We start from the raw sequence: 25,697 nt of genomic DNA, 5'->3' as shown, positions 1-25,697 counted from the left end.
CCGGGACCGTACTCGACCCATCCGCTCCGTGTCGGACCAGGTCCCGTGGGAAAGGGACGGCGTCGTCATGGCAGACCATCTGGAAGCATCCGTCACTCTGCCGAGCGATCCCGCCTCGGTCTCCGCGGCTCGCACATACGTCATCGGCACCCTGGCGGAATGGGGTCTGCCGGCCGACACCGAGGTGGCCGAGGCGATCCGGCTCATCGTCTCCGAACTCACCACCAACGCCGTACAGCACACGTTCGGGCAGTCCCCCACCTTCACGGTGGACCTCCAGCTCGACCGCGACGAACACCTGCGTATCGGGGTCACCGACAGCCACCCCCGCTTCCCCAGACGGCTGCCGGCCGCGGTCCAGCAGGACAACGGCCGCGGCATGGTCATCATCCGCTGGCTGACCGCGGAGTGCGGCGGCAAGCTGAGAGTCCGGCCCACCCGCGAGGGGGGCAAGACCGTCTCCATCGAACTCCCGTGGGTGGTCCCGGCCGAGCCGGTCTCCGCGGGCCAGCAGGAGCCGTGAAAGAGGGCGCCCCGAGTCCTCGGAGGCGCCCTTCAGGGGCCCGTCGACGACCCGCGCGGGTGACGGCGGGTCAGGTCGCCGTCACCCGCACGGGGTGGGTCACTTGACCCGGCCGTACCAGACGCTCTTGGTCCAGATCTTCTGAAGCTTCACGACCTCCCCACTCTTCGGGGAGTGCCAGATCTTGCCCTTACCGGCGTAGATGCCGACGTGGTACACGCTGGAGCCGGAGTGGAAGAACACGAGGTCTCCGGCCTTGCGGTTCCCCGCGGAGATGTGGCGGGTCTTGTTGTACTGCTGTGCCGCCGTCCGGGGCAGCTTCTTGCCGGCCTTCTTGAACGAGTACAGCGTGAGCCCGGAGCAGTCGAACCGGTGCGGTCCCGCGGCGCCGTACTTGTACGGGGAGCCTTTCTTGGAAGCCGCCACCTGAAGTGCCTTCGTCGACGATGTGGCCGCCTCGGCGTCGGAGGCGACGCCCGGGACCACGATCGAGCCGCCCACGGCGGCGATGGTGAGAGCCGAAGCCGTACCGGCCCGGACCATGAGCGACGGGACACGATTGAGCGCAGACATGCGCAACCCTTCGTCAGCCGCCTGTGAAGGATGACCTGTCGGATTCGGGCTGGCGAAGTTGCCCGGCCGCTGACGCGGCTTCACCCCAAGGGCTGCTCAGGTCCGGTCATGGCTTGACCGTCCCGGCGACCCGTCGTGCTTGGGTCCTCCACTCCTGCCGATCCACTCCTGTCGACCGGTCATCCAGGCGGCGGCAGGACTCGGCGTCCGCCCGGATCGCCCCGCCGCTGCGGCGGGGTCTTGTCGTCAGTCAGGGATCTTCACGCACTCCACGCCGAAAAACCCAATGGAATCGGGGATTTGTGGCGTTACTCACCACTCACCCGTTCGGGTGGACACTCGTCTGTTCGAGGGAGCGTCCAGGGGGTCACGGCCCCCCGGACCAGCATCGAAGGTCCTCGTTCCGGGCTCCGGCTACGCGCGTTGCGCAACCTGAACGGCCCTGTCCGAGGAGGGGCGTCTACTCCAAAAGGGGGTACGTCTTTCGGTCCGTTTCAAGACCGGTCCGGGCGCCGCGACAAGGAGCGGGACGTCCGGACCGGCCACGGTCGCGGTCGCGTCAACTGTCGGAGGGGGGCGGCACGGTGACCCGGGCCGTGCGCCGCTCCCCGTCGAGCACCCGCAGCGCCCGAGCGAGGGTCGGGGCGTGCAGCTCGGTCTCGCCGCGCTGGTGCATGGTCACCAGCGCGTCACGCAGCTCGGCGGCCTTCGTCACCAGCGCCTGAGCGGCCCGCAGTCCACGGTAGGTGTCCCCGTCGTGCGCCGGGTTGATCCGGCCGAGCAGGTCGACCGCGTCGAGGTAACGGTCGATCAACTCGCCCTCGGCGCGCGTCAGTGCGGGCAGCGGAGGGAGTTCCGGTGGCAGCATCGCCCGCTCACCGGTCGCCGGGAGCGGGGCGGGAGGCCTTGCGGCTGGGGATGATCCGGTCCACCAGGCCGTACTCCAGGGCCTCCTGGGCGTCGAGGACCTTGTCCCGCTCGATGTCGGCGGCGACCTGTTCGGGGGTGCGGCCGGTGTGCCGTACGAGCAGCTCCTCCAGACGGGCCCGGACGCGCCCCAACTCCGCCGCCTGGATGGCGAGATCGCTCGCCTGTCCCTCCACGGGCTGCGGCAGGGAGGGTTGGTGGATCACCATGCGGGCACCCGGCAGCGCGAACCGCTTGCCGGGGGTGCCGGCCGCCAGCAGCACCGCCGCCGAGGAGCCCGCCTGCCCGAGGCAGATCGTCTCCACGTCGCAACTGACGAATCGCATCGTGTCGTAGATCGCCGACATGGCGCTGAACGAGCCGCCGGGGGAGTTGATGTAGAGGGAGATGTCCCGGTCGGGGTCCTGGTGCTCGAGGTGCATGAACTGGGCCATCACATCGTTCGCCGACGTGTCGTCGACCTGCGTCCCGAGGAAGACGATCCGCTCCTCCAGGAGCTTGGAGTACGGGTCCATCGCCGTGTGGCCGGAACTCGTGCGTTCCGTGAAGTCGGGCAGGACATGGCGGGCGGACGCTCGGGTCATGGGTACCCCTCCTTCGGCTTCTGTAAAAAATGTACAGGACGTACGTGCCGTTATGATGGGGACATGGCCTACGAGATTCCGGTGACGCAAGCCAGGGCTGAGCTCGCCGACCTGATCAACCGGGTGGTGTACGGCGGCGAGCGCGTCGTCGTCACCCGTCACGGGAAGCCCCTCGTCGCCCTGGTCTCCGCCGCCGACCTGGAGCGACTGGAGAAGCTCGCGGAGCCGGCCGGGCCCGCCGAGATCGCCGGGGAACAGGTGATCAGCGCGGTGTCCGCCGTGCGCGAGGTCGCCTCCGCTCCCCGCGAACAGCAGCGGTTCGGCATCACGGCGCACCACCAGGGCCCCGGGGCCTCCTGAGGCGTCGGGCTCCCCGGGCCTTTCCGGACGCGCGAGGACCGTGCGCGGCCGGGGCGCACGGTCCTGCTCACGCGGTGGTCCGTCAGCCGACGGGCGCGAGTTCCCGCTCGATCACGGGCTCGACGTCCTTCTTGCGCTCCTTGAGCGCGTTCCCCAGCAGCACGGCGCCGAGGCCGAGCGCTCCCCACCAGGCCAGGGTCAGGGCGGGACCCGTCGCGCCCGCGCCCTCGAAGTAGGCGACCGAGCGGATCAGGGTCGTACTCGCCCCCGGGGGCAGCCACTGCCCGATCGTGCCGACCGGCTCGGGCAGCGTCTGCGGTGCCGAGGCCGCCCCGGACCACGGGTTGCCGAAGAGCATGACGGTGCCCGCGACGACGCCCACCCCGGCGGTGCCGAGCAGTGCCGCGAGCCCGGCGACCGCGCCGCTCACGGCCAGCACCGACAGCCCGAGCACCCCCGCCTCCGCCCACCAGTCACCGGTGAACGCCCCGAGCCAGCTGTCGGCGACACCGGCGGCGACAGCGCCGACCAGGGCGGAGGCGGCGACCAAAACGGCCACGGCACGTGTCCCGCGCAACCCCGTGAACGTCACCAGCGCACCCGCCGCCAGACCGGCCAGGGCCAGGGGCAGCACGCTGGCGTTGAGAGCGGCGCCGCGCGGGTCGGCGGCCGGGGTGGCGACGACGTCGACCGTCCTGACCGGTGTGCCCTGGGCGGCCGCGGGTGCCGCCACGGCCTGCTGGAGCAGCTGGGCCACGACCGGGCTCGCGGCCGAGGCGGTGAGCAGGACGGGACCGCTCGGCGTGACGACGACGGCCCCGTACACGGTCCGGTCCTCGATGGCGTCCCGGGCCGCGGCCTGGTCCGGGTAGCGGTGGATCTCGAACGCGCCCGCGTGCTCCGCCAGTCGCTTCTCCACCTGGGCCGTCGCGGCGGCGGGCCCGGCCACGCCGAGCGGTAGATCGCGGGGGGCGGTGCGGGCGGCGGGCCAGGCGAAGGCCCACAGGGCCAGGGCCGCGACGACCGGCACGAGGACGACGACCGCGATCAGGCGGCGGGCGTTCCCGGTGGGGGCGGTGGACATGGTGGGTTCCTTCCGGATGCGATCCAAAAAGAAGGATCGTTCGTTTTAACTGCCCCCACCGTCCCCGCCGAGGCCGGCTCTTGTCAAGAAGGAACGTTCGTTTTAGGCTGACGGCCATGGCCCGCGTATCCCAGGAACACCTAGACGCCCGTCGCCGGCAGATCCTCGACGGCGCCGCGGTCTGCTTCGCCCGCAACGGCTTCCACGCCACGTCCATGCAGGACGTGCTGAAGGAGGTCGACCTGTCGGCCGGGGCGGTGTACCGCTACTTCAGCGGCAAGGAGGAGCTGATCGCCGCGGTCGTCGACGAGGTGCTGGGCTCGGTGCGCGCGGCCTTCGAGGAGGCGTCGCGGCAGAGCCCGCCCCTGCCGCCGGACGCCCTCCTCACCCTGGTCCTCGGCCGGACCCTGGCCTCCCGGGAGAACCTGACCGTCGACGGCGAGGCGGCCTTCCCGCGGCTCGTCATCCAGGCCTGGGCGGAGACCCAGCGCAACAAGGAGCTGGCGGCCGTGCTCCACGAGGGGTACAGCGGGGTGCGGGCGGCCTGGACGAAGATCGTCGAGGCCTACCAGGGCGCCGGGATGATGCGATCCGATGTGGAACCGGACCATGTGGCCCGCACCCTGGTCGCCGTCGCGGTGGGCTTCCTCGCCCAGCAGGCACTCTTCGGCGCCGCCCCGGTGGAGGTCCTCCGGGACGGTCTGCGGGCACTGATGAGCATGCCGGACCCGCGCGGCGCCTCCGGCGGATCACAGCTCGGTTAACGTGCCCGAAATGCGGTCCCACTAGCCTGCCGCCACGCCACCAGGGACTTTGCCCGGCGGCTGAGGCAACCGGGCCCCGCACGGTCCGGAGCGAGGACTGTGAGGTGGGACGTGCAACTGACCCCGCACGAGCAAGAGAGGCTGCTCATCCACGTGGCGGCCGACGTGGCCGAGAAGCGCCGGGCCCGCGGGCTCAGGCTCAACCACCCGGAGGCGGTCGCCCTCATCACGTCGCACATCCTCGAAGGCGCCCGCGACGGCCGTACGGTCGCCGAACTCATGGCCTCCGGACGCACGTTGCTCACCCGGGACGACGTCATGGAGGGCATCCCCGAGATGATCCACGACGTCCAGGTCGAGGCGACCTTCCCGGACGGCACCAAGCTCGTCACCGTCCACGACCCGATCGTCTGACGGGGGCCGCCGTGATCCCCGGAGAGATCCTGTTCGCCTCGGACCCGATCGTGTACAACGCGGGCCGTGAGGTCACCCGGCTGACCGTCCTCAACGCCGCCGACCGGCCCGTCCAGGTCGGCTCCCACTATCACTTCGCCGAGGCCAACCCCGGCCTGGAGTTCGACCGTGCCGCCGCGCGCGGCAAGCGGCTGAACGTCGCCGCCGGCACCGCCGTGCGTTTCGAGCCCGGGATCCCCGTCGACGTCGAACTCGTCCCGCTGACCGGCGCCCGGATCGTGCCCGGGCTGCGCGGGGAGACCGGAGGTGCCCTCGATGCCTGAGATCTCGCGTGCCGCGTACGCCGACCTGTTCGGCCCGACCACCGGGGACCGCATCCGGCTCGCCGACACCGACCTGATCGTCGAGATCGAGGAGGACCGTTCCGGCGGGCCCGGACTCGCCGGTGACGAGGCGGTGTTCGGCGGCGGCAAGGTCATCCGCGAGTCCATGGGCCAGTCGCGTGCCACGCGCGCGGACGGCACCCCGGACACCGTCATCACCGGCGCGGTGATCATCGACCACTGGGGGATCGTCAAGGCCGACGTCGGCATCCGCGACGGCCGGATCACCGGCATCGGCAAGGCGGGCAACCCCGACACGATGGACGGCGTCCACCCGGACCTCGTCATCGGCCCCGAGACCGAGGTCATCGCGGGCAACGGGCGGATCCTGACGGCCGGCGCGGTCGACGCGCACGTCCACTTCATCTGCCCGCAGATCGCCGACGAGGCGCTGTCCTCGGGCGTCACGACCCTGGTCGGCGGCGGCACCGGACCGGCCGAGGGCTCCAAGGCCACGACGGTGACGCCGGGCCCGTGGCACCTCGCCCGGATGCTGGAGGCGATGGAGCAGTACCCGCTCAACATCGGCTTCCTCGGCAAGGGCAACACCGTGTCGCACGAGGCGATGCTGTCCCAGATCCGCGGGGGAGCGCTGGGGCTGAAGCTGCACGAGGACTGGGGTTCGACGCCGGCCGTCATCGACGCCTCCCTGACGGTGGCCGACCGGACGGGCATCCAGGTGGCCATCCACACCGACACCCTGAACGAGGCCGGTTTCGTGGGCGACACCCTCGCCGCGATCGCCGGACGCGGCATCCACGCGTACCACACTGAGGGTGCGGGCGGCGGGCACGCGCCGGACATCATGACCGTCGTCTCCGAGCCGCACGTGCTGCCCAGCTCCACCAACCCGACCCGCCCGTTCACCGTCAACACGGCCGAGGAACACCTCGACATGCTGATGGTGTGCCACCACCTCAACCCGGCGGTGCCCGAGGACCTGGCCTTCGCCGAGTCCCGGATCCGGCCGACCACGATCGGCGCGGAGGACATCCTCCACGACCTCGGCGCGATCTCGATCATCTCCTCCGACGCCCAGGCCATGGGCCGGGTCGGCGAGGTCGTCCTGCGGACCTGGCAGACGGCGCACGTCATGAAGCTCAGGCGCGGGGCGCTGCCGGGGGACGGCCGGGCCGACAACCACCGGGTGCGGCGCTATGTCGCCAAGTACACGATCAACCCGGCCGTCGCGCAGGGCCTCGCCCGGGAGATCGGCTCGGTGGAGACCGGCAAGCTCGCCGACCTCGTGCTGTGGGAGCCCGCCTTCTTCGGCGTCAAACCCCACCTCGTCCTCAAGGGCGGCCAGATCGCCTACGCGCAGATGGGCGACGCCAACGCCTCCATCCCGACCCCGCAGCCGATCCTGCCGCGTCCGATGTACGGCGCGATCGGGCGGGCGCCCGCCGCCAACTCGTTCAACTTCGTCGCCCCGCTGGCGATCGAGGACGGTCTGCCGGAGCGGCTGCAGCTGGGCAAGCGCTTCGTCGCCATCGAGTCCACGCGCGGGGTGACCAAGGCCGACATGCGGGAGAACGACGCCCGTCCCGCGGTGCGCATCGATCCCGACAGCTTCGCCGTGCACATCGACGGGGAGCTCGTCGAGGCCACGCCCGCGGCCGAACTGCCCCTCGCCCAGCGTTACTTCCTGTTCTGATGTCCAGGGGAGCACTTCTCGTCCTGGCCGACGGCCGCTTTCCCGCCGGGGGGCACGCGCACTCCGGCGGAGCCGAGGCGGCCGTCAGGGCCGGGCGGGTCACCGGGGCGGCGAGCCTGGCGGAGTTCTGCCGCGGGCGGCTGCACACGACGGGTCTGGTCTCGGCCTCGCTGGCCGCGGCGGCCGTACTCGGGGTGGACGCCGTGGAGTTGGACGCCGCGGCGGACGCGCGTACCCCGTCGCCCGCGTTGCGCGTCGCCGCACGCAGGCTCGGACGGCAGCTGATGCGGGCCGCTCGGGCGACCTGGCCCTCGGCGGAACTCGACGCCCTCGCCGGGGAGTTCCCCAAGGGGGCGCATCAGCCGGTGGTGTTGGGGATCGCGGTCCGGGCCGCCGGGCTGGAGCCCCTCGACGCCGCGTACTGCGCCGCGTACGAGAGTGTGAGCGGGCCGGCGTCGGCGACGGTGCGGTTGCTGAGCCTGGATCCGTTCGAGGCGACGGGGGTGCTGGCCCGGTTGGCGCCGGAGCTGGACCGCGTCGCGGATCGGGCGGTGGAGGCGGCGCGGAGTGTCGTCGACGCGGGGGTCGACGCGCTGCCCGCGGCTTCGGCGCCCTTGCTGGAGGTCTCCGCGGAGGCGCATGCGGCGTGGCCCGTGCGGCTGTTCGCGTCCTGAGTTCTCTCGCCCCCGCCGCCCCTACCCGTCCCATACTCCAGGGGCTCCGCCCTTCGACCCCGCTCCCTGGGGGCTCCGCCCCCAGACCCCCGTCGGCCCCGAGAGCCTCGTCCTCAAACGCCGGACGGGCTGAGACACCCGCCCCCTACGCGCAGGAGCCGTACATGCACCTCGACCACCACCACGACGGCCCCGCCGCCCTCAGCGCGGATGCCCAACGACCCGACGGATCACGTCGGGCCCTGCGGATCGGGCTCGGTGGGCCCGTCGGCTCGGGCAAGACCGCCACCGTCGCCGCGTTGTGCCGGGCGCTGCGGGACGAGCTGGCCCTCGCGGTCGTCACCAACGACATCTACACGCGCGAGGACGCCGAGTTCCTGCTGCGGGAGGCCGTCCTGCCGCCGGAGCGGATCGCCGCCGTGGAGACGGGCGCCTGCCCGCACACCGCGATCCGGGACGACATCTCGGCGAACCTGGAGGCCGTGGAGGACCTGGAGGACGCGGTCGGGCCGCTGGATCTCGTGCTGGTGGAGAGCGGCGGCGACAACCTCACCGCGACCTTCTCCAAGGGGCTCGTGGACGCGCAGATCTTCGTGATCGACGTCGCCGGCGGGGACGACATTCCGCGCAAGGGCGGCCCCGGCGTGACCACCGCCGACCTCCTCGTGGTCAACAAGACCGACCTGGCCCCCCATGTCGGCTCGGACCTCGCGCGGATGGCGGCGGACGCCAAGGCGCAGCGCGCCGAACTGCCGGTCGTCTTCCAGTCGCTGCGCGGCGAGGCCGGGGTGACGGACGTCGCCGCGTGGGTGCGCGCGCAGCTGGCCGCGTGGACGGCATGACGGCGGGCGTCACCGCGACCGCGCGGATCGGGGCCCGGGACGACGGACGCGGCGGCACCTCGCTGCCCGTGCTGGAGGGCGAGGGGCCCCTGGCGGTCCGGCGCACCCGGGGGAGCGGTGACGAGGCCCGGGTCACGCTCGTCGGCGCGATGAGCGGGCCGCTCGGCGGGGACCGCTTCACGGTCGAGGCGGAGGTGGCCGAAGGCGCCCGGCTGCGCGTCGGATCCGCCGCCGCCACCATCGCGCTGCCGGGACAGGCCAAGGGGGAGGCGCGCTACGACGTGCGGCTCACCGTCGCCGACCGGGCGGAACTGCACTGGCTGCCCGAGCAGTTGATCTCCGTGCGCGGCAGCGAGTTGTACGTCCGTACGCGGGCCGACGTGGCGGCGACCGGGCGGCTCGTGCTGCGTGAGGAGCAGGTACTGGGGCGGGCCGCCGAGCAACCCGGGCTGCTCTCCAGCCGGCTGACTCTGCGCGTGGCCGGGCGTACCCTTCTGGACCAGGAGCTGGCCTGCGGCCCCGGAGCCCCGGGCGGCTGGGACGGGCCCGCCGTGCTGGCCGGGCACCGAGCGGTGGGGCAACTGCTGATCGTGCGGCCGGAGTTCGCCGCGCACCCGGTCGCCGCACGCGTGCTCGGGGACGGTGCCGCGCTCGTGCCGCTCGCCGGACCGGCCGTCCTGGTGAGCGCCGTGGCGCCGGACGCACTGAAACTGCGGAGGCTGCTGGACGAGGCGCTGGCCTCGCTCGACTAGCGAACGCCCTGCTCCGTTTATCGGATTGGTAAAGAAACCGTGTCCGCCCCTGTCCTCAGGCAACGCACAGCCGCGAGGATCCCCGTGTCATCAACGACATAGGGGAGTTCCAGTTGAGGCACGACAGATCGACAAGGCGGGCCGCGGCGTTCGGCTCGGCCGGAGTGCTGGTCACGGCGACCCTGATAGCAGGGGCCGTGACGGCCCCCACCGCGAGCGCGAGCGCGGACGGCCGACACGGCCAGGACCGTGAGGCGCGTGGCGCCGCCATCGCCGCCGCCCGTGCCGAGAAGGCCGGGATCGACTGGCAGGACTGCCCCGCCGACTGGGGGCTGGAGAAGCCCATCCAGTGCGGCTGGGTCACCGTCCCGCTGGACTATGCCAAGCCCAACGGCAAGCAGATCAAGCTCGCCGTGGACCGCATCGGCAACACCGGCACCAAGTCCGAGCGCCAGGGCGCGCTCATCTACAACCCGGGCGGTCCCGGCGGCTCCGGCCTCCGCTTCCCGCGCCGGGTCGTCACCAAGGCCCCGGTGTGGGTCAACACCTCCAAGGCATACGACTTCGTGGGCTTCGACCCGCGCGGCGTCGGCCACTCGGCGCCCATCTCCTGCGTCGACCCGCAGGAGTTCGTCAAGGCGCCCAAGATGGACCCGGTGCCCGACTCCGAGGCCGACAAGCGCGTCCAGCGCAAGCTCGCCCGCGAGTACGCGGAGGGCTGCTACGAGCGCAGCGGCGAGATGCTGCCGCACATGACCACCCCGAACACCGCGCGCGACCTGGACGTCATCCGTGCCGCGCTCGGCGAGAAGAAGCTCAACTTCCTCGGCGTCTCCTACGGCACCTACCTGGGCGCCGTCTACGGCACGCTGTTCCCGGGCCACGTCCGCCGGATGATCGTGGACAGCGTGGTCAACCCCTCGCGGGAGAAGATCTGGTACGAGGCCAACCTCGACCAGGACGTCGCCTTCGAGATGCGCTGGAAGGACTGGCAGGACTGGGTCGCCGCCAACGACGCCGTCTTCCACCTCGGCACCACGCGCGCCGCGGTGCAGGCGAAGTGGCTCGAACTGCGCGCCACCGCCAAGAAGAGCCCCATCGGCGGGGTCGTCGGCCCGGCCGAACTGCTCGGCTTCTTCCAGGGCGCGCCGTACTACGACTCCTCGTGGATCCCGGTCGCGACCGTGTTCAGCAAGTACTTCGCCGGCGACACTCAGGCGCTCGTCGACGCGGCCGCGCCCGACCTGTCGGACACCGCGGGCAACATCGCCTCGGAGAACGGCAACGCCGTCTACACGGCCGTCGAGTGCACCGACGCCAAGTGGCCCACCAGCTGGAAGAAGTGGGACCGCGACAACACCCGGCTGCACAAGGACTACCCGTTCCTCACCTGGTCCAACGCCTGGATGAACCTGCCGTGCGCGACCTGGCCGGTCAAGCAGCAGACCCCGGTGAACGTCAAGACCGGCAAGGGCCTGCCGGGCGTGCTGATCGTGCAGTCCGAGCGTGACGCGGCCACCCCGTACGAGGGTGCCGTCGAACTGCACAAGCGCTTCAAGGGCTCCCGCCTGATCACCGAGAAGAACGCGGGCTCCCACGGTGTGACCAGCCTGGTCAACCCGTGCATCAACGAGCGGGTGGACTCGTACCTGCTCAGCGGCAAGCTGGACGCCGCCGACGTCACGTGCGGTCCGCACGCGACGCCGAAGCCGTAACACCGAGAGGGGCGGCCCCGGTCGGGCCGCCCCTCTTTCACGCCCTGAACCAGGCGTCCTCCGCCGAGTAGTCGAAGAGGTCGCCGTACGATGTCGCCATCTTCGGGTACGCCTCCCGCCAGTCCCGTCCGGCGAGGTTCCGCTCGATCCAGTCGACGGTCGCGGGCAGCGTCTCCGCGTAGCGGACCACCGGCCGGTAGCCCAACTCCCGCTCCGCCGCGCCCATGTCGCAGACGATCGGCACGGGCACCGACCACGGGGTGTCCCCGACCCCGAGAGCCGGGGGCGGCCCCTCCACGAGCACGTCCTCCCGTTCCACCCCCATCACCGCGTCGACGGCCCGGGCGATCTCCGCCACCGTCGGCGCGTCCGGGTCGACGGCGTTGAGCACCCGGGTCCCGGGCCGCGCGGCGGCCAGCCGGACCAGCTCGGCGATGTTGTGGACGCTCGCCGGATGGAACCGGCTCCGGCCGCCGTAGGAGAGGACGCGCCGGGCCCGGCCGTCCAGGTTCCGCTTGACGAACCAGAGCTCGCGCGGTGTCCGGCAGTGCGGCCCGTGGATGGCACCGGCCCGCAGCAGCGTGGTCGGCAACCGCTCCCCGGCGGCCAGTAGTTCACGCTCCAACGCGACCTTGCGGGTGCTGTACGACCGCTCCGACGGCTGAACGGTCCGCTGGTCCTCGGTGATCCCCACCGGGTACTCGGGAAAGCCGCCCGGCTCGTCCTGGGTGTCGAAGTTGCGGCCCTTGTCGTCCTCGTACACGGAGACGCTGGAGATGACGACGGCGGACCCGACGCGATCGGCGAGGCCGGTCAACTGCCGTGCGTGCGCGGACCCGTAGGCCACCATGTCGACCAGCACCTCGCACCCGTCACCCACCGCGATGGCGAGCGCGGTGTCGTCCTCGCGATCGGCGCGGACGGCCCGCACGTCCCCGGGCCAGCGCTCGTCCCGCCCGCCGCCCCGGGAGACGGCGGTCACCTCCCACCCGTCCTGGGCCAGCGCTCCCACCGCCACCCGGCCGATCTGCCCGGTCGCTCCGATCACCACAGCACGTCGAGTCATACGGCGACGGTACGACGGTCGCGTATCCCGGACCCAGGGCCTTCTGCCGACAGCAGAGGTCAGCGAAGGGGGATCCGGGGGAACCGGCGCTCCTTCTCGGCGCGTTCCGCGGCTTCCGCGGCCTTCGCGACGGCCGCGTACTCATCGACGTACTCCTGGCCCGAGAGGCTGAGGATGGCGTAGATGATCTCGTCGGTGATGGCGCGCAGGATCGCCTTTTCGTTCTCCATGCCGGCGTAGCGGGAGAAGTCGAGCGGCTCGCCGAAGCGGATCACCACGGGGTGGATGTTGGGGATGACCTTGCCGGGCGGCTGCGCCTCGAAGGTCCCGATCATCGCGCACGGGATCACGGGCACCCCGGCCTTCAGCGCCATCACCGCCACCCCGACCTTGCCCTTGTAGAGCCGGCCGTCGTGCGACCGCGTGCCCTCGGGGTAGATGCCGAGCAGTTCCCCCTTGCTCAGCACGCCGAGGCCCTCGCGGATGGCGGCCTGGCCGGCCGCCTTGCCCGTGCGGTCGACCGGGATCTGCCCGGCGCTGCGGAAGAAGAACGCGGTGAGTCGGCCCTTGATGCCGGGGCCGGTGAAGTACTCCTTCTTCGCCAGGAAGGTGATGCGGCGCTTGAGGATCGCGGGCATCAGGAAGTGGTCAGAGAAGGACAGGTGGTTGCCGGCGACGATGGCCGCGCCGGACGCCGGCACATGCTCCAGGCCCTCGATACGAGGTCGGAAGACCAGTCGCAGCAGTGGTCCCAACAACACGTATTTCAGTAGGTAATAGAACAAGGGGGGCGCTCCTCACTCCGGCAGATCGGTCCAACCGCCGCGTTCCAGCAGGTCAACCGGCGTGTCGTGGGGCTGCCAGTGTAAGTGCATGCGGGTTCGCGGGGAACGGGGTCGCGGATGGGGAGGGCCGCCGCACCAGCCTGTCCATGACGCCCACCCGCAGCAACCCGGCACGCCAGGGTGGCGTGATCACGCTGATCCCTGGCAGGCGGACGGCCCTTGAACGGCGTGTCCGTTCGTGCGATGGCGGGGGCGGCGCGGGGCGCGGGGGCGCGTGAGGCCCGGGAGGGCGCGAAACCTTGGGACGTGCGAGGCGCGGGGACGCGTGAGGCCCGGGCGGGCGAGAGGCCTGGGACGCGCGAGGCGCGGGGATGGCGCGAGGCCTGGGAGGGGGCGAGGCCTGGGAGGGGGCGAGGCCTGGGAGGGGGCGAGGGTCCGAGGACGCGCAAGTCCCGGGGACGGCGCGAGGCGCGGGGACGGCGCAAGGCGCGGGGACGGCGCAAGGCCTGGGGACGGCGTGAAGCGCGGGAGGGCGCGAGGCGCGGGTGTGTCGTGAGGCCTGGGGGCGCGTGAGGCCCGGGAGGGCACGAGGCCTGGGGACGCGTGAGGCCCGGGAGGGCACGAGGCCTGGGGACGCGTGAGGCCCGGGGCGGGGCGTGAAGCCTGGGGACGCGCAAGGCCCAGGGCGGCGCGAGGCGCGGGGGCGGCGCGAGGCGCGAGGACGCGCAAGCTCCGGGAGGACGCGAGGCGCGGGGGCGGCGCGAGGCCCGGGGATGGCGCGAGGCCAGGGACTGCGCGAGGCCCACGGGCGGCGCGAGGCCCGGGCGCCGCGCCCGCCCAGGGACGCGCAAGGCCCGGAACCGGTGCCCCGGTTCCGGGCCTCACGCGGCGGCTACGCCAGCACCGACCGCAACGTGTCCAGTGCCGAGCGGAGTTCGTCCGCCGTGATGGTCAGCGGCGGGGCCAGCCGGATCGTCGAGCCGTGGGTGTCCTTGGCCAACACCCCTTCCCGCATGAGCCGTTCACCGATCTGCCGACCGGTGCCGATCACCGGGTCGATGTCCACGCCCGCCCACAGACCGCGGGCCCGGAAGCCGAGGACGCCGTGGCCGACCAGCTCCGCGAGACCCTCCCGCAGCACCACGCCCAGCTCGGCGGCCCGGCGCTGGAAGTCGCCGGTCTCCAGCAGTTCGACCACGGCCGTGCCGACCGCGGCGGCGAGCGGGTTGCCGCCGAACGTCGAGCCGTGCTCCCCGGGCTTGAGCACACCGAGCACCTCGCGCCCCGCGACCACCGCGGACACCGGCACGATGCCGCCGCCCAGCGCCTTGCCGAGCAGCAGCATGTCGGGGACGACCCCCTCGTGCTCCACGGCCAGCGTGCGGCCGGTGCGGCCGAGGCCCGACTGGATCTCGTCCGCGATGAACAAGCAGCCGTGGCGGCGGGTCAGTTCGCGCACGCCGGTCAGATAGCCCTCGTCCGGGATGATCACGCCGGCCTCGCCCTGGATGGGCTCGATGAGCACCGCCGCGGTGGTGTCGTCGACCGCCGCCTCCAGCGCCGCGAGGTCGTTGTACGGCACGATCCGGAAACCGGGGGTGAAGGGGCCGAAACCGGCGCGGGCCGTCTCGTCGGTGGAGAACGACACGATCGTCGTCGTACGGCCGTGGAAGTTCTCCGCCGCGACCACGATCGTCGCCCGGTCGGCGGGGACGCCCTTCACGTCGTAGGCCCACTTGCGGGCCACCTTGATGCCGCTCTCGACCGCCTCGGCGCCCGTGTTCATCGGCAGCACCATGTCCAGGCCGGTCAACTTGGCGAGCCGTTCGGCGAACTCGGCGAGCTTGTCGTTGTGGAAGGCCCGGGAGGTGAGGGTCAGGCGGTCCAGCTGGCGGTGGGCCGCCTCGATCAGCGCCGGGTGGCGGTGGCCGAAGTTGAGGGCCGAGTAGCCGGCCAGCATGTCCAGGTAGCGGCGGCCCTCCACGTCCTCCACCCAGGTGCCCTCGGCGCGGGCCACGACCACGGGCAGCGGGTGGTAGTTGTGCGCCAGCACCGGCTCCTCGGCGCGGATCAGGTCGGCGGAGGAGTGCGTGCGAACGGCAGCGGTCATGAGCGGATCTCCTGGGTGCAGCACTTGATGCCGCCGCCGGCCTTGTGGAACTCGGAGAGGTCGACGGGGACGGGGACATAGCCGTGGTCGTCCAGGCGCGCGGCCAGCGCCTCGGCCCGCGGCGCGATGAAGACGTGGCGGCCGTCGGACACCGAGTTCAGGCCGAACGCCATGGCGTCGTCACGGGTCGCGAGCACCGCGTCCGGGTACAGCCGGGCGAGCACCTCTCGGCTGCCCGGCGAGAACGCCTCCGGGTAGTAGACGATGTTGTTGCCGCCCTCGGAGTCGTCGAGGACGAACAGCGCGGTGTCCAGGTGGTAGAAGTGCGGGTCCACCAGCGTCAGGCTGATCACCGGGTGCCCGAAGAACTCCTGCACCTCGCGGTGCGCCTCCCGGGTCGTGCGGAACCCGGTGCCGGCCAGGACGTACCGGCCCGTCCAGACGAGGTCGCCCTCGCCCTCGCAGACCGACGCGGGACGGTGCACGTCGTAGCCCGCCCGCTTGAACCACAGGTCGTAGTGCGTGGACTCCGGGCGCCGCTGGGGCGCGTGGAACAGGGAGCCGAAGACGCGGCCGCCGACGACGACCGCCGAGTTCGCGGCGAAGACCATGTCCGGGAGGCCGGGGACCGGCTCCACGGCGTCGATGTCGTGGCCGTGGGTGCGATAGGCGCTGATCAGGGACTGCCACTGCTCCTGGGCCAGGTCCACGTCGACGTGGGTGTCGGGATGCATCCAGGGATTGATCGCGTACTGCACGGCGAAGTGTCTGGGTTCGCAGACGAGGAAACGCCGTCGGCGCGGCACACGGGAGTCGGACACAGAGGGGTTCCTCCGCTTCCTGCGCTGTCGACTGAGGGTTGACACCACGGTAGGAAGTCAGGGTCACGCCCGACAAGGAACAAGAATTGCGTGTCCGCGCAGGAATGCTGCGTGTTTTGCCGGTGCGGCGCAGTGGTGGTGCGCATATTTACGGCTCTGCCGGTGCGGGCTGGCTCGCGCCGGCCTCCGGACTCTCCGGAATCAGATGGGACAGCACCATCACGCTGATCGTCTTCCGGATGAACGGCTCGATCCGGATCCGCTCCAGCACCTCCTCGAAGTGCTCCACGTCCCGCGCCCGCACATGCAGCAGCGCGTCCGCGCCGCCCGTCACCGTCATCGCCGCGGTGATCTCCGGATGGTTGCGGACCACCTCCGCGAGCCGCCGCGGCGGCGCCGCCCCCTCGCAGTACACCTCGACGTAGGCCTCGGTGCGCCAGCCCAGCGCGGAGGGCCGCACCGTGGCCGTGAACCCGGTGATCACACCGGTCTCCCGCAACCGGTCCACCCGGCGCTTGACCGCCGTGGCGGACAGTCCCACGGCCGTGCCGATCTCGGCGAAGCTCGTCCTGGCGTTCGCCATCAGAGCGGTGATGATCTTCCGGTCGAGCTCGTCGAACGGGGTGGGCGCGCTGTGCATGTCGGCACTGTATCCAGCGAGAACGTCCCTGCCCCGGCACGTGTGCAGACGTGCGGATTGCTCCTACACTCCGGGTTCATGCTGCGCGCCCTGGCTGTCGACGACGAACGCCCCTCGCTGGAGGAGCTGCTCTACCTCCTCAACGCCGACCCCCGGATCGGCACCGCGGAGGGCGCCGGCGACGCGACCGAGGCGCTGCGCCGCATCAACCGGGCCCTGGAGTCCGGACCGCACGGCCCGGAGGCGATCGACGTCGTCTTCCTCGACATCAACATGCCCGGGCTCGACGGCCTGGACCTCGCCCGGCTGCTCACCGGGTTCGCCCGGCCGCCGCTGGTCGTCTTCGTCACCGCCCACGAGGACTTCGCCGTCCAGGCCTTCGACCTCAAGGCCGTCGACTACGTCCTCAAGCCCGTCCGCAGGGAACGCCTCGGAGAGGCCGTCCGCCGGGCCGCGGAGATCCGGGGCGCGGAGATCCGGGCCGCCGAGATCCGGGACGCCGCCCCGCGCATCCCGGTGAGCGAGCCGGACCCCGACCAGATACCCGTCGAACTCGGCGGCGTCACCCGCTTCGTCCCCGTCGAGGACATCACCCATGTCGAGGCCCAGGGCGACTACGCCCGACTGCACACCACCAAGGGCAGCCACCTCGTCCGCATTCCCCTGTCCACCCTGGAGGAGCGCTGGCGCTCCCGCGGGTTCGTCCGCATCCACCGCCGCCACCTGGTCGCCCTGCGCCACATCGGCGAACTCCGCCTGGACGCCGGCACCGTCAGCGTCCTGGTCGGCTCCGAGGAGCTCCAGGTCAGCCGCCGCCACGCACGAGAGCTGCGGGACCTGCTGATGAGGAGGACGTGACGGTGCCCCAGAACCACAGCCCCGCCGACCGCCGGGTCGTCGTCACCGGGCCGCCCCGCCGGACCCGCAGCGCCCCCGACTACTACCGCCCCCGCACCGAGATCGACGAGCAGACCACCCTCGGCCACACCTACGTCCGCTCCCTCATGCGCACCCAACTGCGCGCCGCCCTCGCCGTGTTCGCCGTCCTCGGCCTCCTTGTCGGCCCGCTCCCGCTGCTGTTCGCCGCGCTGCCGGACGCCCGCCGCGTGCAGTGGGCCGTCCTCGGCTTCGGCCTGTACGTCCCCCTGGTCCTGCTCGCCCGCTGGTACGTGCGCCGCGCGGAACGCAACGAACGCGACTTCGTACGCCTCGTCGAGGACCGATGAAGACGCCCGAGATCGATGACGACGTACGGGGAGCCGTGAAGACGCACAAGGAGCCATGAACGACGTACGAGAAGCCGTGGAAGACGTAGGCCGATGAACTCCAGTTACGCCGTCCCCGCCGTCGCCCTGGTCGTCGTCGCGACCGTCCTCGTCGGCGCCTTCGGCCTGCGCATCTCCCGCACCACCTCCGACTTCTACGTCGCCTCCCGCACCGTCGGCCCCCGCCTCAACGCGGCCGCCATCAGCGGCGAGTACCTCTCCGCCGCCTCCTTCCTGGGCATCGCCGGCCTGGTCCTGGTCCAGGGCCCGGACATGCTCTGGTACCCGGTCGGCTACACCGCCGGCTACCTCGTCCTGCTGCTGTTCGTCGCCGCCCCCCTGCGCCGCTCCGGCGCCTACACGCTGCCCGACTTCGCCGAGGCCCGGCTCGCCTCCCAGGCGGTACGACGGCTCGCGGGGGCCTTCGTGGTCGGCGTGGGCTGGCTGTACCTGCTGCCCCAACTCCAGGGCGCCGGACTGACACTGACGGTGCTGACCGGAGCGCCCGACGAACTCGGCGGAGTCATCGTGGCCCTCGTCGTGGTCGCCACCGTCGCCGCCGGCGGCATGCGCAGCATCACCTTCGTGCAGGCCTTCCAGTACTGGCTCAAGCTCACCGCGCTGCTCGTCCCCGCCCTCTTCCTGGTCCTCGCCTGGCAGGGCGACGGCGCCCCCGGCCACGCCTTCGAGGAGCCGGCGACCTTCCGCGAGCAGCGCGTGGTCCGCGTCGACGACAGCCTCGACCTGAGGCTGGACCGACCGCTGACCGTCACGGTCGACGGCACCGTCGACGGCCGCCCCCACCAGGACACCGCACTCCACCTGCCCGCCGGCACCCACCACATCGAGGCCGGCACCCTGCTGACCTTCGCCGAGGGCGCCCCCGTCCCCGAGGCCGACCGCGGCGCCGGCGCCGGTCTGTCACCCTCGCAGGCCGAGACCCGCGGCGAACGCCCGCTGTACGCCACGTACGGACTGATCCTCGCGACCTTCCTCGGCACCATGGGCCTGCCGCACGTGGTGGTCCGCTTCTACACCAGCCCGCACGGCGTCGCCGCCCGCCGCACCACCGTCGCCGTCCTCGGCCTCATCGGCGCCTTCTACCTCCTGCCGCCCGTCTACGGCGCCCTCGGCCGCCTCTACGCCCCCGAACTCACCCTCACCTCGAACGCGGACGCCGCCGTCCTGCTGCTGCCCGACCGGATGATCGGCGGACTCGGCGGCGACCTCCTCGGCGCGCTGGTCGCCGGTGGCGCCTTCGCGGCGTTCCTGTCGACCGCCTCGGGGCTCACCATGGCGGTGGCGGGTGTGCTCGCCCAGGACGTCCTGCCCGCCCGCGGCGTACGGCACTTCCGGCTCGGCACGGTCCTCGCCATGGCGGTCCCGCTGGCCGCCAGCGTCCTGGTCGGCGGGCTTCCGGTCGCCGACGCCGTCGGGCTCGCCTTCGCGGTGTCGGCGTCCTCCTTCTGCCCGCTGCTCGTCCTCGGCATCTGGTGGCGCCGACTGACCCCGCCCGGGGCGGCCGCCGGCATGCTCGTGGGCGGCGGCTCCGCCCTGGTCGCCGTGGCCGCGACGATGGCCGGCCTCCCGGGCGGCGGCGCCCTGCGCGCCCTGCTCGCCTGGCCGGCCCTCTGGTCGGTGCCGCTGGCCTTCCTCACCATGGTCCTGGTCTCCCTGGCCACCCCGGGCCGGGTCCCGGCGGGAACGGCGGCGATCCTGGCCCGGTTCCATCTGCCGGAGGAACTACGGACGGAGGCGAAGGCATGAGGACACCCCCGACGCGCCGGGCCGGGGCGGCCCCGTGAGCGGCTTCCTCGCCGGCCTCTGCGTCGCCGTCCTCCCGCTGCTCGCCGCCGGTTTCTGGCTGGGCCGGCGCACCGCGCGCCCCGAGGGGCTGCGCGGCCTCGGCACGCCCGTGGAGCACGCCACCTTCGAGACGCTGCACACCGCCTCCCTCGCCGCGCCGCCCCTCCGGGCGGGCCTCACCGAGGAGACCGCGCGCAAGTCGGCCCGCCGGCTGCGCACGCTGCTCGGCACGGACGCCCTGTGCCTGACCGACCAGAAGCAGGTCCTGGTCTGGGACGGCATCGGCGGCCACCACCGCGCCGACATCATGGAGCGCCTCGCCGGCCCCCTGGAGACCGGCCGCGGCGAGGCCTTCCCGCTGACCTGCGACCACCTCGACTGCACGGTCCGCTGGGCCGTCGTGGCACCCCTGACCGTCGACGAGCGCGTGCACGGAACACTCGTCGCCTTCGCGCCCCACGAGTCCGCCGTGCTGGTCCGGGCCGCCGGAGAGGTCGCCCGCTGGATCTCCGTACAGCTCGAACTCGCCGACCTCGACCGCTCCCGCACCCGGCTCATCGAGGCCGAGATCAGGGCCCTGCGCGCCCAGATCTCCCCGCACTTCATCTTCAACTCGCTCGCGGTGATCGCCTCGTTCGTGCGCACCGACCCCGAGCGCGCCCGTGAACTGCTTCTGGAGTTCGCCGACTTCACCCGCTACTCGTTCCGCAGGCACGGCGACTTCACCACCCTCGCCGAGGAACTCCACGCCATCGACCACTACCTGGCGCTGGTCCGGGCCCGCTTCGGCGACCGCCTCTCGGTCACCCTCCAGATCGCCCCCGAGGTGCTGCCGGTGGCCCTGCCCTTCCTCTGCCTCCAGCCGCTCGTGGAGAACGCCGTGAAACACGGCCTGGAAGGCAAGGCGGTCTCCGACGGCAAGGCCCACATCAGCATCACCGCGCAGGACGCCGGCGCCGAGGCCCTCGTCGTCATCGAGGACGACGGCGCGGGCATGGACCCCGCCCTGCTGCGCCGCATCCTCGCCGGCGAGGTCAGCCCCTCGGGCGGCATCGGCCTGTCCAACGTCGACGACCGGCTGCGCCAGGTCTACGGCGACGACCACGGCCTGGTCATCGAGACGGCCGTGGGCGCCGGAATGAAGATCACCGCCCGGCTGCCGAAGTACCAGCCGGGCGTGCACTCCGCCGGACGCCTCACCCGTGACTAGGGCCTGTTGTGAAAGTGGCCTCTGCTGCGCGACGCCCGGCACGCACTCTCGCCGCACCGCCCGAAAGCCCGAGTACGCCCAGTACGAGGGCTTCCGGGCGGCACGCCGAGAGCACGCACCGAACGCCGCGCGGCCGCCCTCCGGGCGACGAGGCCACTTTCACAACAGGCCCTGGGCCAGGTCCCGGCCTGGGGCTCAGGTGCCGCCCGTGACGATCATCCCGAGGGTGATCAGACCCAGCACGACCCAGCCGAACCACAGCCAGCCGTTGCTGCCGAGCGCCACCGTGTAGGCCGTCACCATGACGAGACCGCCGACGGTGAGCACCCCCATCGTTCTCGTCGAGCCATCCGTGGAACCGGAACCGGGCATCGCAACACCCTCCTCAGGATTCGTCTCCCTCCATGGTGCCCCCGTTCTGCTTCCGCACGGTGCAGACGACGAAATGGGTGCCCGCCTTCCACGGCCCCTCGCTCGTCCAGGAGCCGGCCGTGTACACCGACGGATCGAAGCCGTAGTCGCGCGGCGGGACCCGGCGGCCGCAGGCCACGTCCGACTCGGTGCGCGCTTCCGGCAAGGTCACGTCGGCGCCCAGACGGGTGAACCCGAGCACCTCCTCGTCATGGGCGCCCGCACAGGACACCAGCCGGGCGGACCGGTTGGACCGGACGTCGAGGCAGTCCCGTTTCTGCATGGTGGAGACGTCCGAGAACTCACTGCCCGAGGTCCGGTGCTTCCCGAGCGGCCCGTACACCGGCCCGTTCGCGCCCAGCACCAGACAGGCCGTGCGCCTGCCCGCGGTCACGAATCCCGCCTCGGTGGGCACGAGGGCGAGGCTGCGCACGTCCGCCAGCCTCCCGCGCAGCTCCCGCGTGCGCTCCTCGCACCGGGCCGCACCCCGGTCCCGCGCCTCGGCGTACGACGCCGCCCCGACGAACCCCATCACCTGCCCGTCCGGAAGCGCGGCACAGGTGGGGTCCGACACCACCTTCGGCGTGCCCTGGAAGCGCGAGCCGCCCGGCCAGTCGACGGTCACGCAGTCACCGTCCCTGAGCGGCCCGTCGAGCCCGACATCCGTGCCGTACGGCTGTGCCGTGCCCCCGCTCTTCCCGGTACCGTCGCCGTCCCCGGGCGGCTGCTGCGCCACGGCGTACCAGACACCGCCCCCGGCGAGCGCGAACCCCAGCAGCCCGGCGAGGGCGGAGTGCAGGGCCCGGGGACGGGTGCGACGCCTGCTGCGGCCGGGGGTGACCGGCGGCGCGAGGCTCTGCGGGGCGACCGGCGGCGGGGGCACCGGGACGGGTGGTGGAGGCGCCGGCCGGTCCCAGGGCGCCGGTGATCCCAGGTCCGTCCGGGTGGGCGTGTACGCGTCCGTCCGCGAGGCGGCGATCCGCGACAGAGCCGCCTCCACCTCCCGCGCGCCGATCCGCCGTCCCGGGTCCTTGACCAGCATCGCCCCCAGTACGGGACCCAGGGCGCCGGCCCGCACCGGGGGCCGCGGCTCCTCCATGACCACCGCGGTGATCTCCGCGAGGTGCGACCCCCGGTCGAACGGGCCGTGCCCCTCGACGGCGTGGTAGAGCGTGCAGCCCAGCGAGAACAGGTCCGCGGCCGCGGTGGGCGATCCGCCCGTGGCGCGCTCCGGTGCCAGATAGCCCGCGGTGCCCACCAGCATGGACGTCAGCGTGTACCGCGTCTCGCCCGCGTCCGGCTGCACCGAGATGCCGTAGTCGGTGAGCAGCACCCGCCCGTACGGCGACCCGGCGCGGTCCGGCGCCAGCAGGATGTTCGCCGGTTTCACGTCCCGGTGCATGACACCCCGCTGGTGCCCGGCGGTCAACGCGTCCAGCACGGCCAGGCCGATCCGGGCGCACTCCGCGGGCGGGAGCGGGCCGTGCCGGGCGACCAGCTCCCGCAGGTCCGTCGCGCCCGCCACGTACTCCATGACGATCCACGGCAGCCCCTCGTGCTCCAGCACGTCGTGCACGGTGACCACGTGCGGATGACCGCGCAGCCCCGCCGCGTGCCGGGCCTCCGCACGGGCCCGGGCCACCCGGGCCTCCCGCTCGTGGCCCGCCTCCACCGGGTCACGGAAGACGATCTCCTTGAGCGCGACCTCGCAGGCGAGTCTCTGGTCGTGGGCGAGCCACACATGGCCCATGCCGCCGCTGCCGAGCCCGGACAGCAGCAGATAGCGGCCGGCGACGACCCGGCCCGCTCCCGACGTCGATGGTCCTGAAGGCATCCGGTGACTCCCGGGGTCTGCGGGCCGATACGGCTAGACGGTGGCGCTCTCGGTGGGCTCCTGGGGGGTGGGTTCGTCGGTCGCAGGGCCACTGGTGGTTGGCCCACTGGTGACTGGTGCGCTGCTCGTGACCGGTGCGCTGCCCGTGACCGGCGCGCTGCTCGTGGCCGTCGCGCTGGAGGTCGTCGGCGGGGCGCTGGTGATCTCCGGTGGTGGCGCGCTGGTCACGGCGGGGACCGAGCCGGTCACCGGAGCACTGCTCGTGGGGGGCGGTGGCGGGCTGCTCGACGGCGGGGGCGAGGAGCTGGGCGGTGGTGGCGTGGAGCTGGGCGGTGGGCCGGACGTCGGCGGTGGTGAGCCGCTGCCCGCCCCGGGACCTCCCGTGCCGGACGGTTCGGACGCCGAGGGCGCCGGGGACGCCGGGGGCGTCGTCGTGGGCGGGGGAGTGGTGTCGGACCCGTCCGAGGCACCGGTGTCCTCGGCCACGCTCAGCAGGACGTACTCCCCGAACCCCAGCGCGGTCCCGGCGGGCGGGTCGGTGGCGGTGACCCGGGCGTCGTCCGGCGGTGGCCCCTCGCTGTCGTACCCGGCAGCGAGCCCTCTGTCGGTGAGCGCTCGGCGGGCTTCGCCGAAGGTCACCCCGGCGAGGCTCGGCACCGCGCGTGGGTGGCGGGTGTCGAAGGTGGCGTCCTTCGTTCCGGAGGTGCCGACCGGCCGGCTGATCCCGCGGTCGGTGTCCGCCACGTCGACGAGGGTGATCTTCTCCAGTGGCTGGGCCGCGGGCCGTACGACCACCACGGAGGAGCGGTCGTACCCCTGCCACTCCTCGTTCCCGTCCTCGAACTCGACGGAGACGCGGTTCGTGTCACCCGCGAAGGGCCGCAGTGGATTTCCGCACGAGCACTTCACCGCGGGTTGTCCCCGCGTATCGACCAGAATCGCGATTCCGGCCTGGAGCAAGGAGTCGTAGGGAACGGCCTTTCCCTTTTTGTAGTCGTGGTTCTTCACGAGAGTGTCGTGACGCAACAGCACCGGGGTGAGTCGATCGAGGTATTCCGGAATCCCCGGCGTCGTGATTTCCAGGGCCCGCGCCCACGCCTGTGCCTTATGGCCATTCCTGGGATCGGTGAGAAATCGCTCGAGCTGATCGACGTCACAGACCGTCGCTTGCTTCGAGCCCCCGTACAGACCGGGCGTGTCACCCTGCTGGAGACTGCCCCGCACGGGCCGCGACGCGATCCGCGCGTCCTTCCCCAGCCCGCTGTCCTCGTCGAAGAAGGGCGCGAGCGAGGGCACCCCGGCCGCGACCGCCTTCACCACCAGCGAGGGCGTCCCCCTGTCGCAGCCGCTCAGCAGGAGAACGAGGACCGACAGAAAGGCGGCCGGTGTCGTGAGCTTTTGCAGCAATGCGCGAAGTGTCATGACCGCTCCCCCTGGCGGTTTCCCCAACGCGCTTCATGCTACTGAATGCCTTCGAAGAGCGAGGCCTTTAACGCCCGCGTGCGTTCAATGAGGCCAAATAGGCGTTGTACGCCTCGAGTTCCTGGTCCCCGTCCCGGTCGGCGGCCCGGTCCTTACGCCTGGCCTGTCGTTGTTCCGAGCTGTGCCACTGGAACAGCAGTGCGAGCAGAACGAGGACCGACGGAATCTCGCTGAATGCCCAGGCGATCCCGCCCGCGGCATTCTGGTCCGACAACGCGTCGATGCCCAGCGAGGCCGGCGGGTTCTGGAACGTCTCCACCATCGGCGTGGACGCCATCATCAGCGCGATGCCGAAGAACGCGTGGAACGGCATGCCCGCGAACAGCTCCAGCATCCGCATCAGATAGCCGGGCCGGTGCGGTCCGGGGTCGACCCCGATGATCGGCCAGAAGAACACCACACCCACCGCGAGGAAGTGCACCATCATCGCCACGTGCCCCGTCCTCGACCCCATCAGGAAGTCGAAGATCGGCGTGAAGTACAGCGCGTACAGGCTCGCGATGAACAGCGGGATGGTGAACGCCGGATGCGTGACGATCCGCATGTACCGGCTGTGCAGCAGCGAGAGGAGCACTTCGCGCGGTCCCTTGCGCCCCTTGCCCGCCACCGGCAGCGCCCGCAGGGCCAGCGTGATCGGGGCGCCGAGCAGGATGAGGATCGGCGACAGCATGCTGATGACCATGTGCTGCACCATGTGCACGCTGAACATGACCATGCCGTAGTCGTTCAGCCGGGTGCACATCATCAGGCCGATGGACAGCACCCCGGCGACGTAGGACACGGTCCGCCCCCACGACCAGGTGTCCCCGCGCCGCCGCAGCCGTACGACCCCCCACGCGTACAGCGCGAGCCCTACGAGGCAGGCGACGAGGAAGAACGGGTCGGCCGACCACTGAAGACCCCGCCCCAGCGTGAACGGCGGCAGATCCATAGTCATGCCGTGCCCGCTGTGATCCATTCCGGCGGCTCCTGATTCGTGGAGGTTGTGCGAGTCTGTCCGCACCCACACTAGAACTGC

At 72.1% G+C, this 25,697-nt stretch carries 27 protein-coding genes and 1 riboswitch; of the genes, 14 read left to right on the top strand and 13 right to left on the bottom strand.

Features of this window, described 5'->3' with window-relative positions; genetic code table 11:
- Positions 1-67 precede the first annotated feature (67 nt).
- A complete protein-coding gene (locus ACH41F_RS30945; protein ID WP_391236783.1) occupies positions 68-523 on the top strand; it encodes an ATP-binding protein in 456 nt (151 codons plus the stop codon).
- A 99-nt stretch (positions 524-622) separates the two neighbouring features.
- Here ACH41F_RS30945 and ACH41F_RS30940 read toward each other — a convergent pair whose 3' ends face one another.
- From ACH41F_RS30940 to ACH41F_RS30930, 3 genes are all read right to left on the bottom strand, one after another.
- Positions 623-1,096: an NlpC/P60 family protein gene (locus ACH41F_RS30940; RefSeq protein ID WP_391236780.1), complete on the bottom strand. Its 474-nt coding sequence runs from the start codon at positions 1,094-1,096 to the stop codon at positions 623-625.
- Between the two features lie 3 nt (positions 1,097-1,099).
- A riboswitch (cyclic di-AMP (ydaO/yuaA leader) is annotated at positions 1,100-1,312 on the bottom strand.
- Between the two features lie 343 nt (positions 1,313-1,655).
- Entirely contained in the window at positions 1,656-1,964 is a 309-nt protein-coding gene (locus tag ACH41F_RS30935) for a hypothetical protein (protein ID WP_391236777.1), read from the bottom strand.
- A 7-nt stretch (positions 1,965-1,971) separates the two neighbouring features.
- Positions 1,972-2,607, bottom strand: a complete 636-nt coding sequence (locus ACH41F_RS30930; protein ID WP_398838415.1) for an ATP-dependent Clp protease proteolytic subunit — start codon at positions 2,605-2,607, stop codon at positions 1,972-1,974.
- 63 nt (positions 2,608-2,670) lie between these two features.
- Here ACH41F_RS30930 and ACH41F_RS30925 point away from each other — a divergent pair, with 63 nt between their 5' ends.
- Positions 2,671-2,967: a type II toxin-antitoxin system prevent-host-death family antitoxin gene (locus tag ACH41F_RS30925; protein ID WP_391236771.1), complete on the top strand. Its 297-nt coding sequence runs from the start codon at positions 2,671-2,673 to the stop codon at positions 2,965-2,967.
- Between the two features lie 82 nt (positions 2,968-3,049).
- Here ACH41F_RS30925 and ACH41F_RS30920 read toward each other — a convergent pair whose 3' ends face one another.
- Positions 3,050-4,051, bottom strand: coding sequence for an ABC transporter permease (locus tag ACH41F_RS30920; RefSeq protein ID WP_398838412.1), 1,002 nt, complete (start codon positions 4,049-4,051; stop codon positions 3,050-3,052).
- Between the two features lie 116 nt (positions 4,052-4,167).
- Here ACH41F_RS30920 and ACH41F_RS30915 point away from each other — a divergent pair, with 116 nt between their 5' ends.
- The 8 genes from ACH41F_RS30915 to ACH41F_RS30880 all read left to right on the top strand — a co-directional run bounded on the left by ACH41F_RS30915 (position 4,168) and on the right by ACH41F_RS30880 (position 11,249).
- Positions 4,168-4,815: a TetR family transcriptional regulator gene (locus ACH41F_RS30915; protein ID WP_391236766.1), complete on the top strand. Its 648-nt coding sequence runs from the start codon at positions 4,168-4,170 to the stop codon at positions 4,813-4,815.
- Between the two features lie 111 nt (positions 4,816-4,926).
- Entirely contained in the window at positions 4,927-5,229 is a 303-nt protein-coding gene (locus ACH41F_RS30910; RefSeq protein WP_123764842.1) for an urease subunit gamma, read from the top strand.
- 11 nt (positions 5,230-5,240) lie between these two features.
- Positions 5,241-5,552 carry an urease subunit beta gene (locus ACH41F_RS30905; RefSeq protein ID WP_391236762.1) on the top strand — a complete coding sequence of 104 codons (312 nt, stop codon included), beginning with the start codon at positions 5,241-5,243 and terminating at the stop codon, positions 5,550-5,552.
- Positions 5,545-7,266, top strand: coding sequence for an urease subunit alpha (locus tag ACH41F_RS30900; RefSeq protein WP_391236759.1), 1,722 nt, complete (start codon positions 5,545-5,547; stop codon positions 7,264-7,266). Before ACH41F_RS30905 ends, ACH41F_RS30900 begins: the two co-directional genes overlap by 8 nt.
- Positions 7,266-7,940 (top strand): urease accessory UreF family protein, encoded by a 675-nt coding sequence (locus ACH41F_RS30895; protein ID WP_391236756.1) that lies wholly within the window; start codon positions 7,266-7,268, stop codon positions 7,938-7,940. The genes ACH41F_RS30900 and ACH41F_RS30895 overlap by 1 nt, the downstream gene beginning before the upstream one ends.
- 164 nt (positions 7,941-8,104) lie before the next feature.
- Positions 8,105-8,782, top strand: a complete 678-nt coding sequence (ureG, locus tag ACH41F_RS30890; protein WP_391236753.1) for an urease accessory protein UreG — start codon at positions 8,105-8,107, stop codon at positions 8,780-8,782.
- Complete coding sequence (locus ACH41F_RS30885) at positions 8,779-9,534, top strand: urease accessory protein UreD (protein ID WP_391237198.1); 756 nt, start codon at positions 8,779-8,781, stop codon at positions 9,532-9,534. The genes ureG and ACH41F_RS30885 overlap by 4 nt, the downstream gene beginning before the upstream one ends.
- A gap of 113 nt (positions 9,535-9,647) precedes the next feature.
- Positions 9,648-11,249 (top strand): alpha/beta fold hydrolase, encoded by a 1,602-nt coding sequence (locus tag ACH41F_RS30880; protein ID WP_391236750.1) that lies wholly within the window; start codon positions 9,648-9,650, stop codon positions 11,247-11,249.
- Positions 11,250-11,286: 37 nt separating this feature from the next.
- Here ACH41F_RS30880 and ACH41F_RS30875 read toward each other — a convergent pair whose 3' ends face one another.
- The 5 genes from ACH41F_RS30875 to ACH41F_RS30855 all read right to left on the bottom strand — a co-directional run bounded on the left by ACH41F_RS30875 (position 11,287) and on the right by ACH41F_RS30855 (position 16,671).
- Positions 11,287-12,300 carry an NAD-dependent epimerase/dehydratase family protein gene (locus ACH41F_RS30875; protein ID WP_398838557.1) on the bottom strand — a complete coding sequence of 338 codons (1,014 nt, stop codon included), beginning with the start codon at positions 12,298-12,300 and terminating at the stop codon, positions 11,287-11,289.
- A gap of 74 nt (positions 12,301-12,374) precedes the next feature.
- Entirely contained in the window at positions 12,375-13,100 is a 726-nt protein-coding gene (locus tag ACH41F_RS30870) for a lysophospholipid acyltransferase family protein (RefSeq protein WP_398838408.1), read from the bottom strand.
- Between the two features lie 892 nt (positions 13,101-13,992).
- The gene (rocD, locus tag ACH41F_RS30865; protein ID WP_398838406.1) at positions 13,993-15,210 is read right to left on the bottom strand and encodes an ornithine--oxo-acid transaminase; all 1,218 of its coding nucleotides are present in this window, start codon (positions 15,208-15,210) and stop codon (positions 13,993-13,995) included.
- Positions 15,207-16,031, bottom strand: coding sequence for a dimethylargininase (ddaH, locus tag ACH41F_RS30860; protein ID WP_391236741.1), 825 nt, complete (start codon positions 16,029-16,031; stop codon positions 15,207-15,209). Before ddaH ends, rocD begins: the two co-directional genes overlap by 4 nt.
- Before the next feature lie 148 nt (positions 16,032-16,179).
- Positions 16,180-16,671 (bottom strand): AsnC family transcriptional regulator, encoded by a 492-nt coding sequence (locus ACH41F_RS30855; RefSeq protein ID WP_391236738.1) that lies wholly within the window; start codon positions 16,669-16,671, stop codon positions 16,180-16,182.
- Between the two features lie 78 nt (positions 16,672-16,749).
- Here ACH41F_RS30855 and ACH41F_RS30850 point away from each other — a divergent pair, with 78 nt between their 5' ends.
- From ACH41F_RS30850 to ACH41F_RS30835, 4 genes are all read left to right on the top strand, one after another.
- Positions 16,750-17,529, top strand: a complete 780-nt coding sequence (locus ACH41F_RS30850) for a LytTR family transcriptional regulator DNA-binding domain-containing protein (protein WP_391236735.1) — start codon at positions 16,750-16,752, stop codon at positions 17,527-17,529.
- Positions 17,526-17,897: a hypothetical protein gene (locus tag ACH41F_RS30845; RefSeq protein WP_391236732.1), complete on the top strand. Its 372-nt coding sequence runs from the start codon at positions 17,526-17,528 to the stop codon at positions 17,895-17,897. Before ACH41F_RS30850 ends, ACH41F_RS30845 begins: the two co-directional genes overlap by 4 nt.
- A 93-nt stretch (positions 17,898-17,990) precedes the next feature.
- Positions 17,991-19,703 carry a cation acetate symporter gene (locus tag ACH41F_RS30840; RefSeq protein WP_391236730.1) on the top strand — a complete coding sequence of 571 codons (1,713 nt, stop codon included), beginning with the start codon at positions 17,991-17,993 and terminating at the stop codon, positions 19,701-19,703.
- Between the two features lie 34 nt (positions 19,704-19,737).
- Positions 19,738-20,952 carry a histidine kinase gene (locus ACH41F_RS30835; RefSeq protein ID WP_391236727.1) on the top strand — a complete coding sequence of 405 codons (1,215 nt, stop codon included), beginning with the start codon at positions 19,738-19,740 and terminating at the stop codon, positions 20,950-20,952.
- A gap of 195 nt (positions 20,953-21,147) precedes the next feature.
- Here ACH41F_RS30835 and ACH41F_RS30830 read toward each other — a convergent pair whose 3' ends face one another.
- From ACH41F_RS30830 to ACH41F_RS30815, 4 genes are all read right to left on the bottom strand, one after another.
- Entirely contained in the window at positions 21,148-21,324 is a 177-nt protein-coding gene (locus ACH41F_RS30830) for a hypothetical protein (protein WP_391236724.1), read from the bottom strand.
- 13 nt (positions 21,325-21,337) lie between these two features.
- Entirely contained in the window at positions 21,338-23,197 is a 1,860-nt protein-coding gene (locus ACH41F_RS30825) for a protein kinase (protein WP_398838402.1), read from the bottom strand.
- Between the two features lie 33 nt (positions 23,198-23,230).
- A complete protein-coding gene (locus tag ACH41F_RS30820; RefSeq protein ID WP_398838400.1) occupies positions 23,231-24,619 on the bottom strand; it encodes a DUF6777 domain-containing protein in 1,389 nt (462 codons plus the stop codon).
- A 67-nt stretch (positions 24,620-24,686) separates the two neighbouring features.
- Positions 24,687-25,637: a cytochrome c oxidase assembly protein gene (locus ACH41F_RS30815; protein ID WP_391236715.1), complete on the bottom strand. Its 951-nt coding sequence runs from the start codon at positions 25,635-25,637 to the stop codon at positions 24,687-24,689.
- Positions 25,638-25,697 lie beyond the last annotated feature (60 nt).

Origin of the sequence: Streptomyces sp. NPDC020489 (assembly GCF_044386545.1) — a bacterium.
Taxonomy (GTDB): Bacteria; Actinomycetota; Actinomycetes; order Streptomycetales; family Streptomycetaceae; genus Streptomyces.
The sequence above is the reverse complement of the archived record's forward strand: the minus strand, read 5'-3'. Positions and strand labels throughout refer to the sequence as shown.

What these genes read in the sequence shown, in the direction of transcription:
- rocD (WP_398838406.1), bottom strand. Translation starts at nt 15,210, where the DNA reads ATGACCGCTGCCGTTCGCACGCACTCCTCCGCCGACCTGATCCGCGCC.
- ACH41F_RS30930 (WP_398838415.1), bottom strand. Translation starts at nt 2,607, where the DNA reads ATGACCCGAGCGTCCGCCCGCCATGTCCTGCCCGACTTCACGGAACGC.
- ACH41F_RS30840 (WP_391236730.1), top strand. Translation starts at nt 17,991, where the DNA reads ATGAACTCCAGTTACGCCGTCCCCGCCGTCGCCCTGGTCGTCGTCGCG.
- ACH41F_RS30895 (WP_391236756.1), top strand. Translation starts at nt 7,266, where the DNA reads ATGTCCAGGGGAGCACTTCTCGTCCTGGCCGACGGCCGCTTTCCCGCC.
- ACH41F_RS30920 (WP_398838412.1), bottom strand. Translation starts at nt 4,051, where the DNA reads ATGTCCACCGCCCCCACCGGGAACGCCCGCCGCCTGATCGCGGTCGTC.
- ACH41F_RS30825 (WP_398838402.1), bottom strand. Translation starts at nt 23,197, where the DNA reads ATGCCTTCAGGACCATCGACGTCGGGAGCGGGCCGGGTCGTCGCCGGC.
- ACH41F_RS30915 (WP_391236766.1), top strand. Translation starts at nt 4,168, where the DNA reads ATGGCCCGCGTATCCCAGGAACACCTAGACGCCCGTCGCCGGCAGATC.
- ACH41F_RS30945 (WP_391236783.1), top strand. Translation starts at nt 68, where the DNA reads ATGGCAGACCATCTGGAAGCATCCGTCACTCTGCCGAGCGATCCCGCC.
- ACH41F_RS30815 (WP_391236715.1), bottom strand. Translation starts at nt 25,637, where the DNA reads ATGGATCACAGCGGGCACGGCATGACTATGGATCTGCCGCCGTTCACG.
- ACH41F_RS30850 (WP_391236735.1), top strand. Translation starts at nt 16,750, where the DNA reads ATGCTGCGCGCCCTGGCTGTCGACGACGAACGCCCCTCGCTGGAGGAG.
- ureG (WP_391236753.1), top strand. Translation starts at nt 8,105, where the DNA reads ATGCACCTCGACCACCACCACGACGGCCCCGCCGCCCTCAGCGCGGAT.
- ACH41F_RS30830 (WP_391236724.1), bottom strand. Translation starts at nt 21,324, where the DNA reads ATGCCCGGTTCCGGTTCCACGGATGGCTCGACGAGAACGATGGGGGTG.
- ACH41F_RS30900 (WP_391236759.1), top strand. Translation starts at nt 5,545, where the DNA reads ATGCCTGAGATCTCGCGTGCCGCGTACGCCGACCTGTTCGGCCCGACC.
- ACH41F_RS30935 (WP_391236777.1), bottom strand. Translation starts at nt 1,964, where the DNA reads ATGCTGCCACCGGAACTCCCTCCGCTGCCCGCACTGACGCGCGCCGAG.
- ACH41F_RS30885 (WP_391237198.1), top strand. Translation starts at nt 8,779, where the DNA reads ATGACGGCGGGCGTCACCGCGACCGCGCGGATCGGGGCCCGGGACGAC.
- ACH41F_RS30925 (WP_391236771.1), top strand. Translation starts at nt 2,671, where the DNA reads ATGGCCTACGAGATTCCGGTGACGCAAGCCAGGGCTGAGCTCGCCGAC.
- ACH41F_RS30940 (WP_391236780.1), bottom strand. Translation starts at nt 1,096, where the DNA reads ATGTCTGCGCTCAATCGTGTCCCGTCGCTCATGGTCCGGGCCGGTACG.
- ACH41F_RS30820 (WP_398838400.1), bottom strand. Translation starts at nt 24,619, where the DNA reads ATGACACTTCGCGCATTGCTGCAAAAGCTCACGACACCGGCCGCCTTT.
- ACH41F_RS30855 (WP_391236738.1), bottom strand. Translation starts at nt 16,671, where the DNA reads ATGCACAGCGCGCCCACCCCGTTCGACGAGCTCGACCGGAAGATCATC.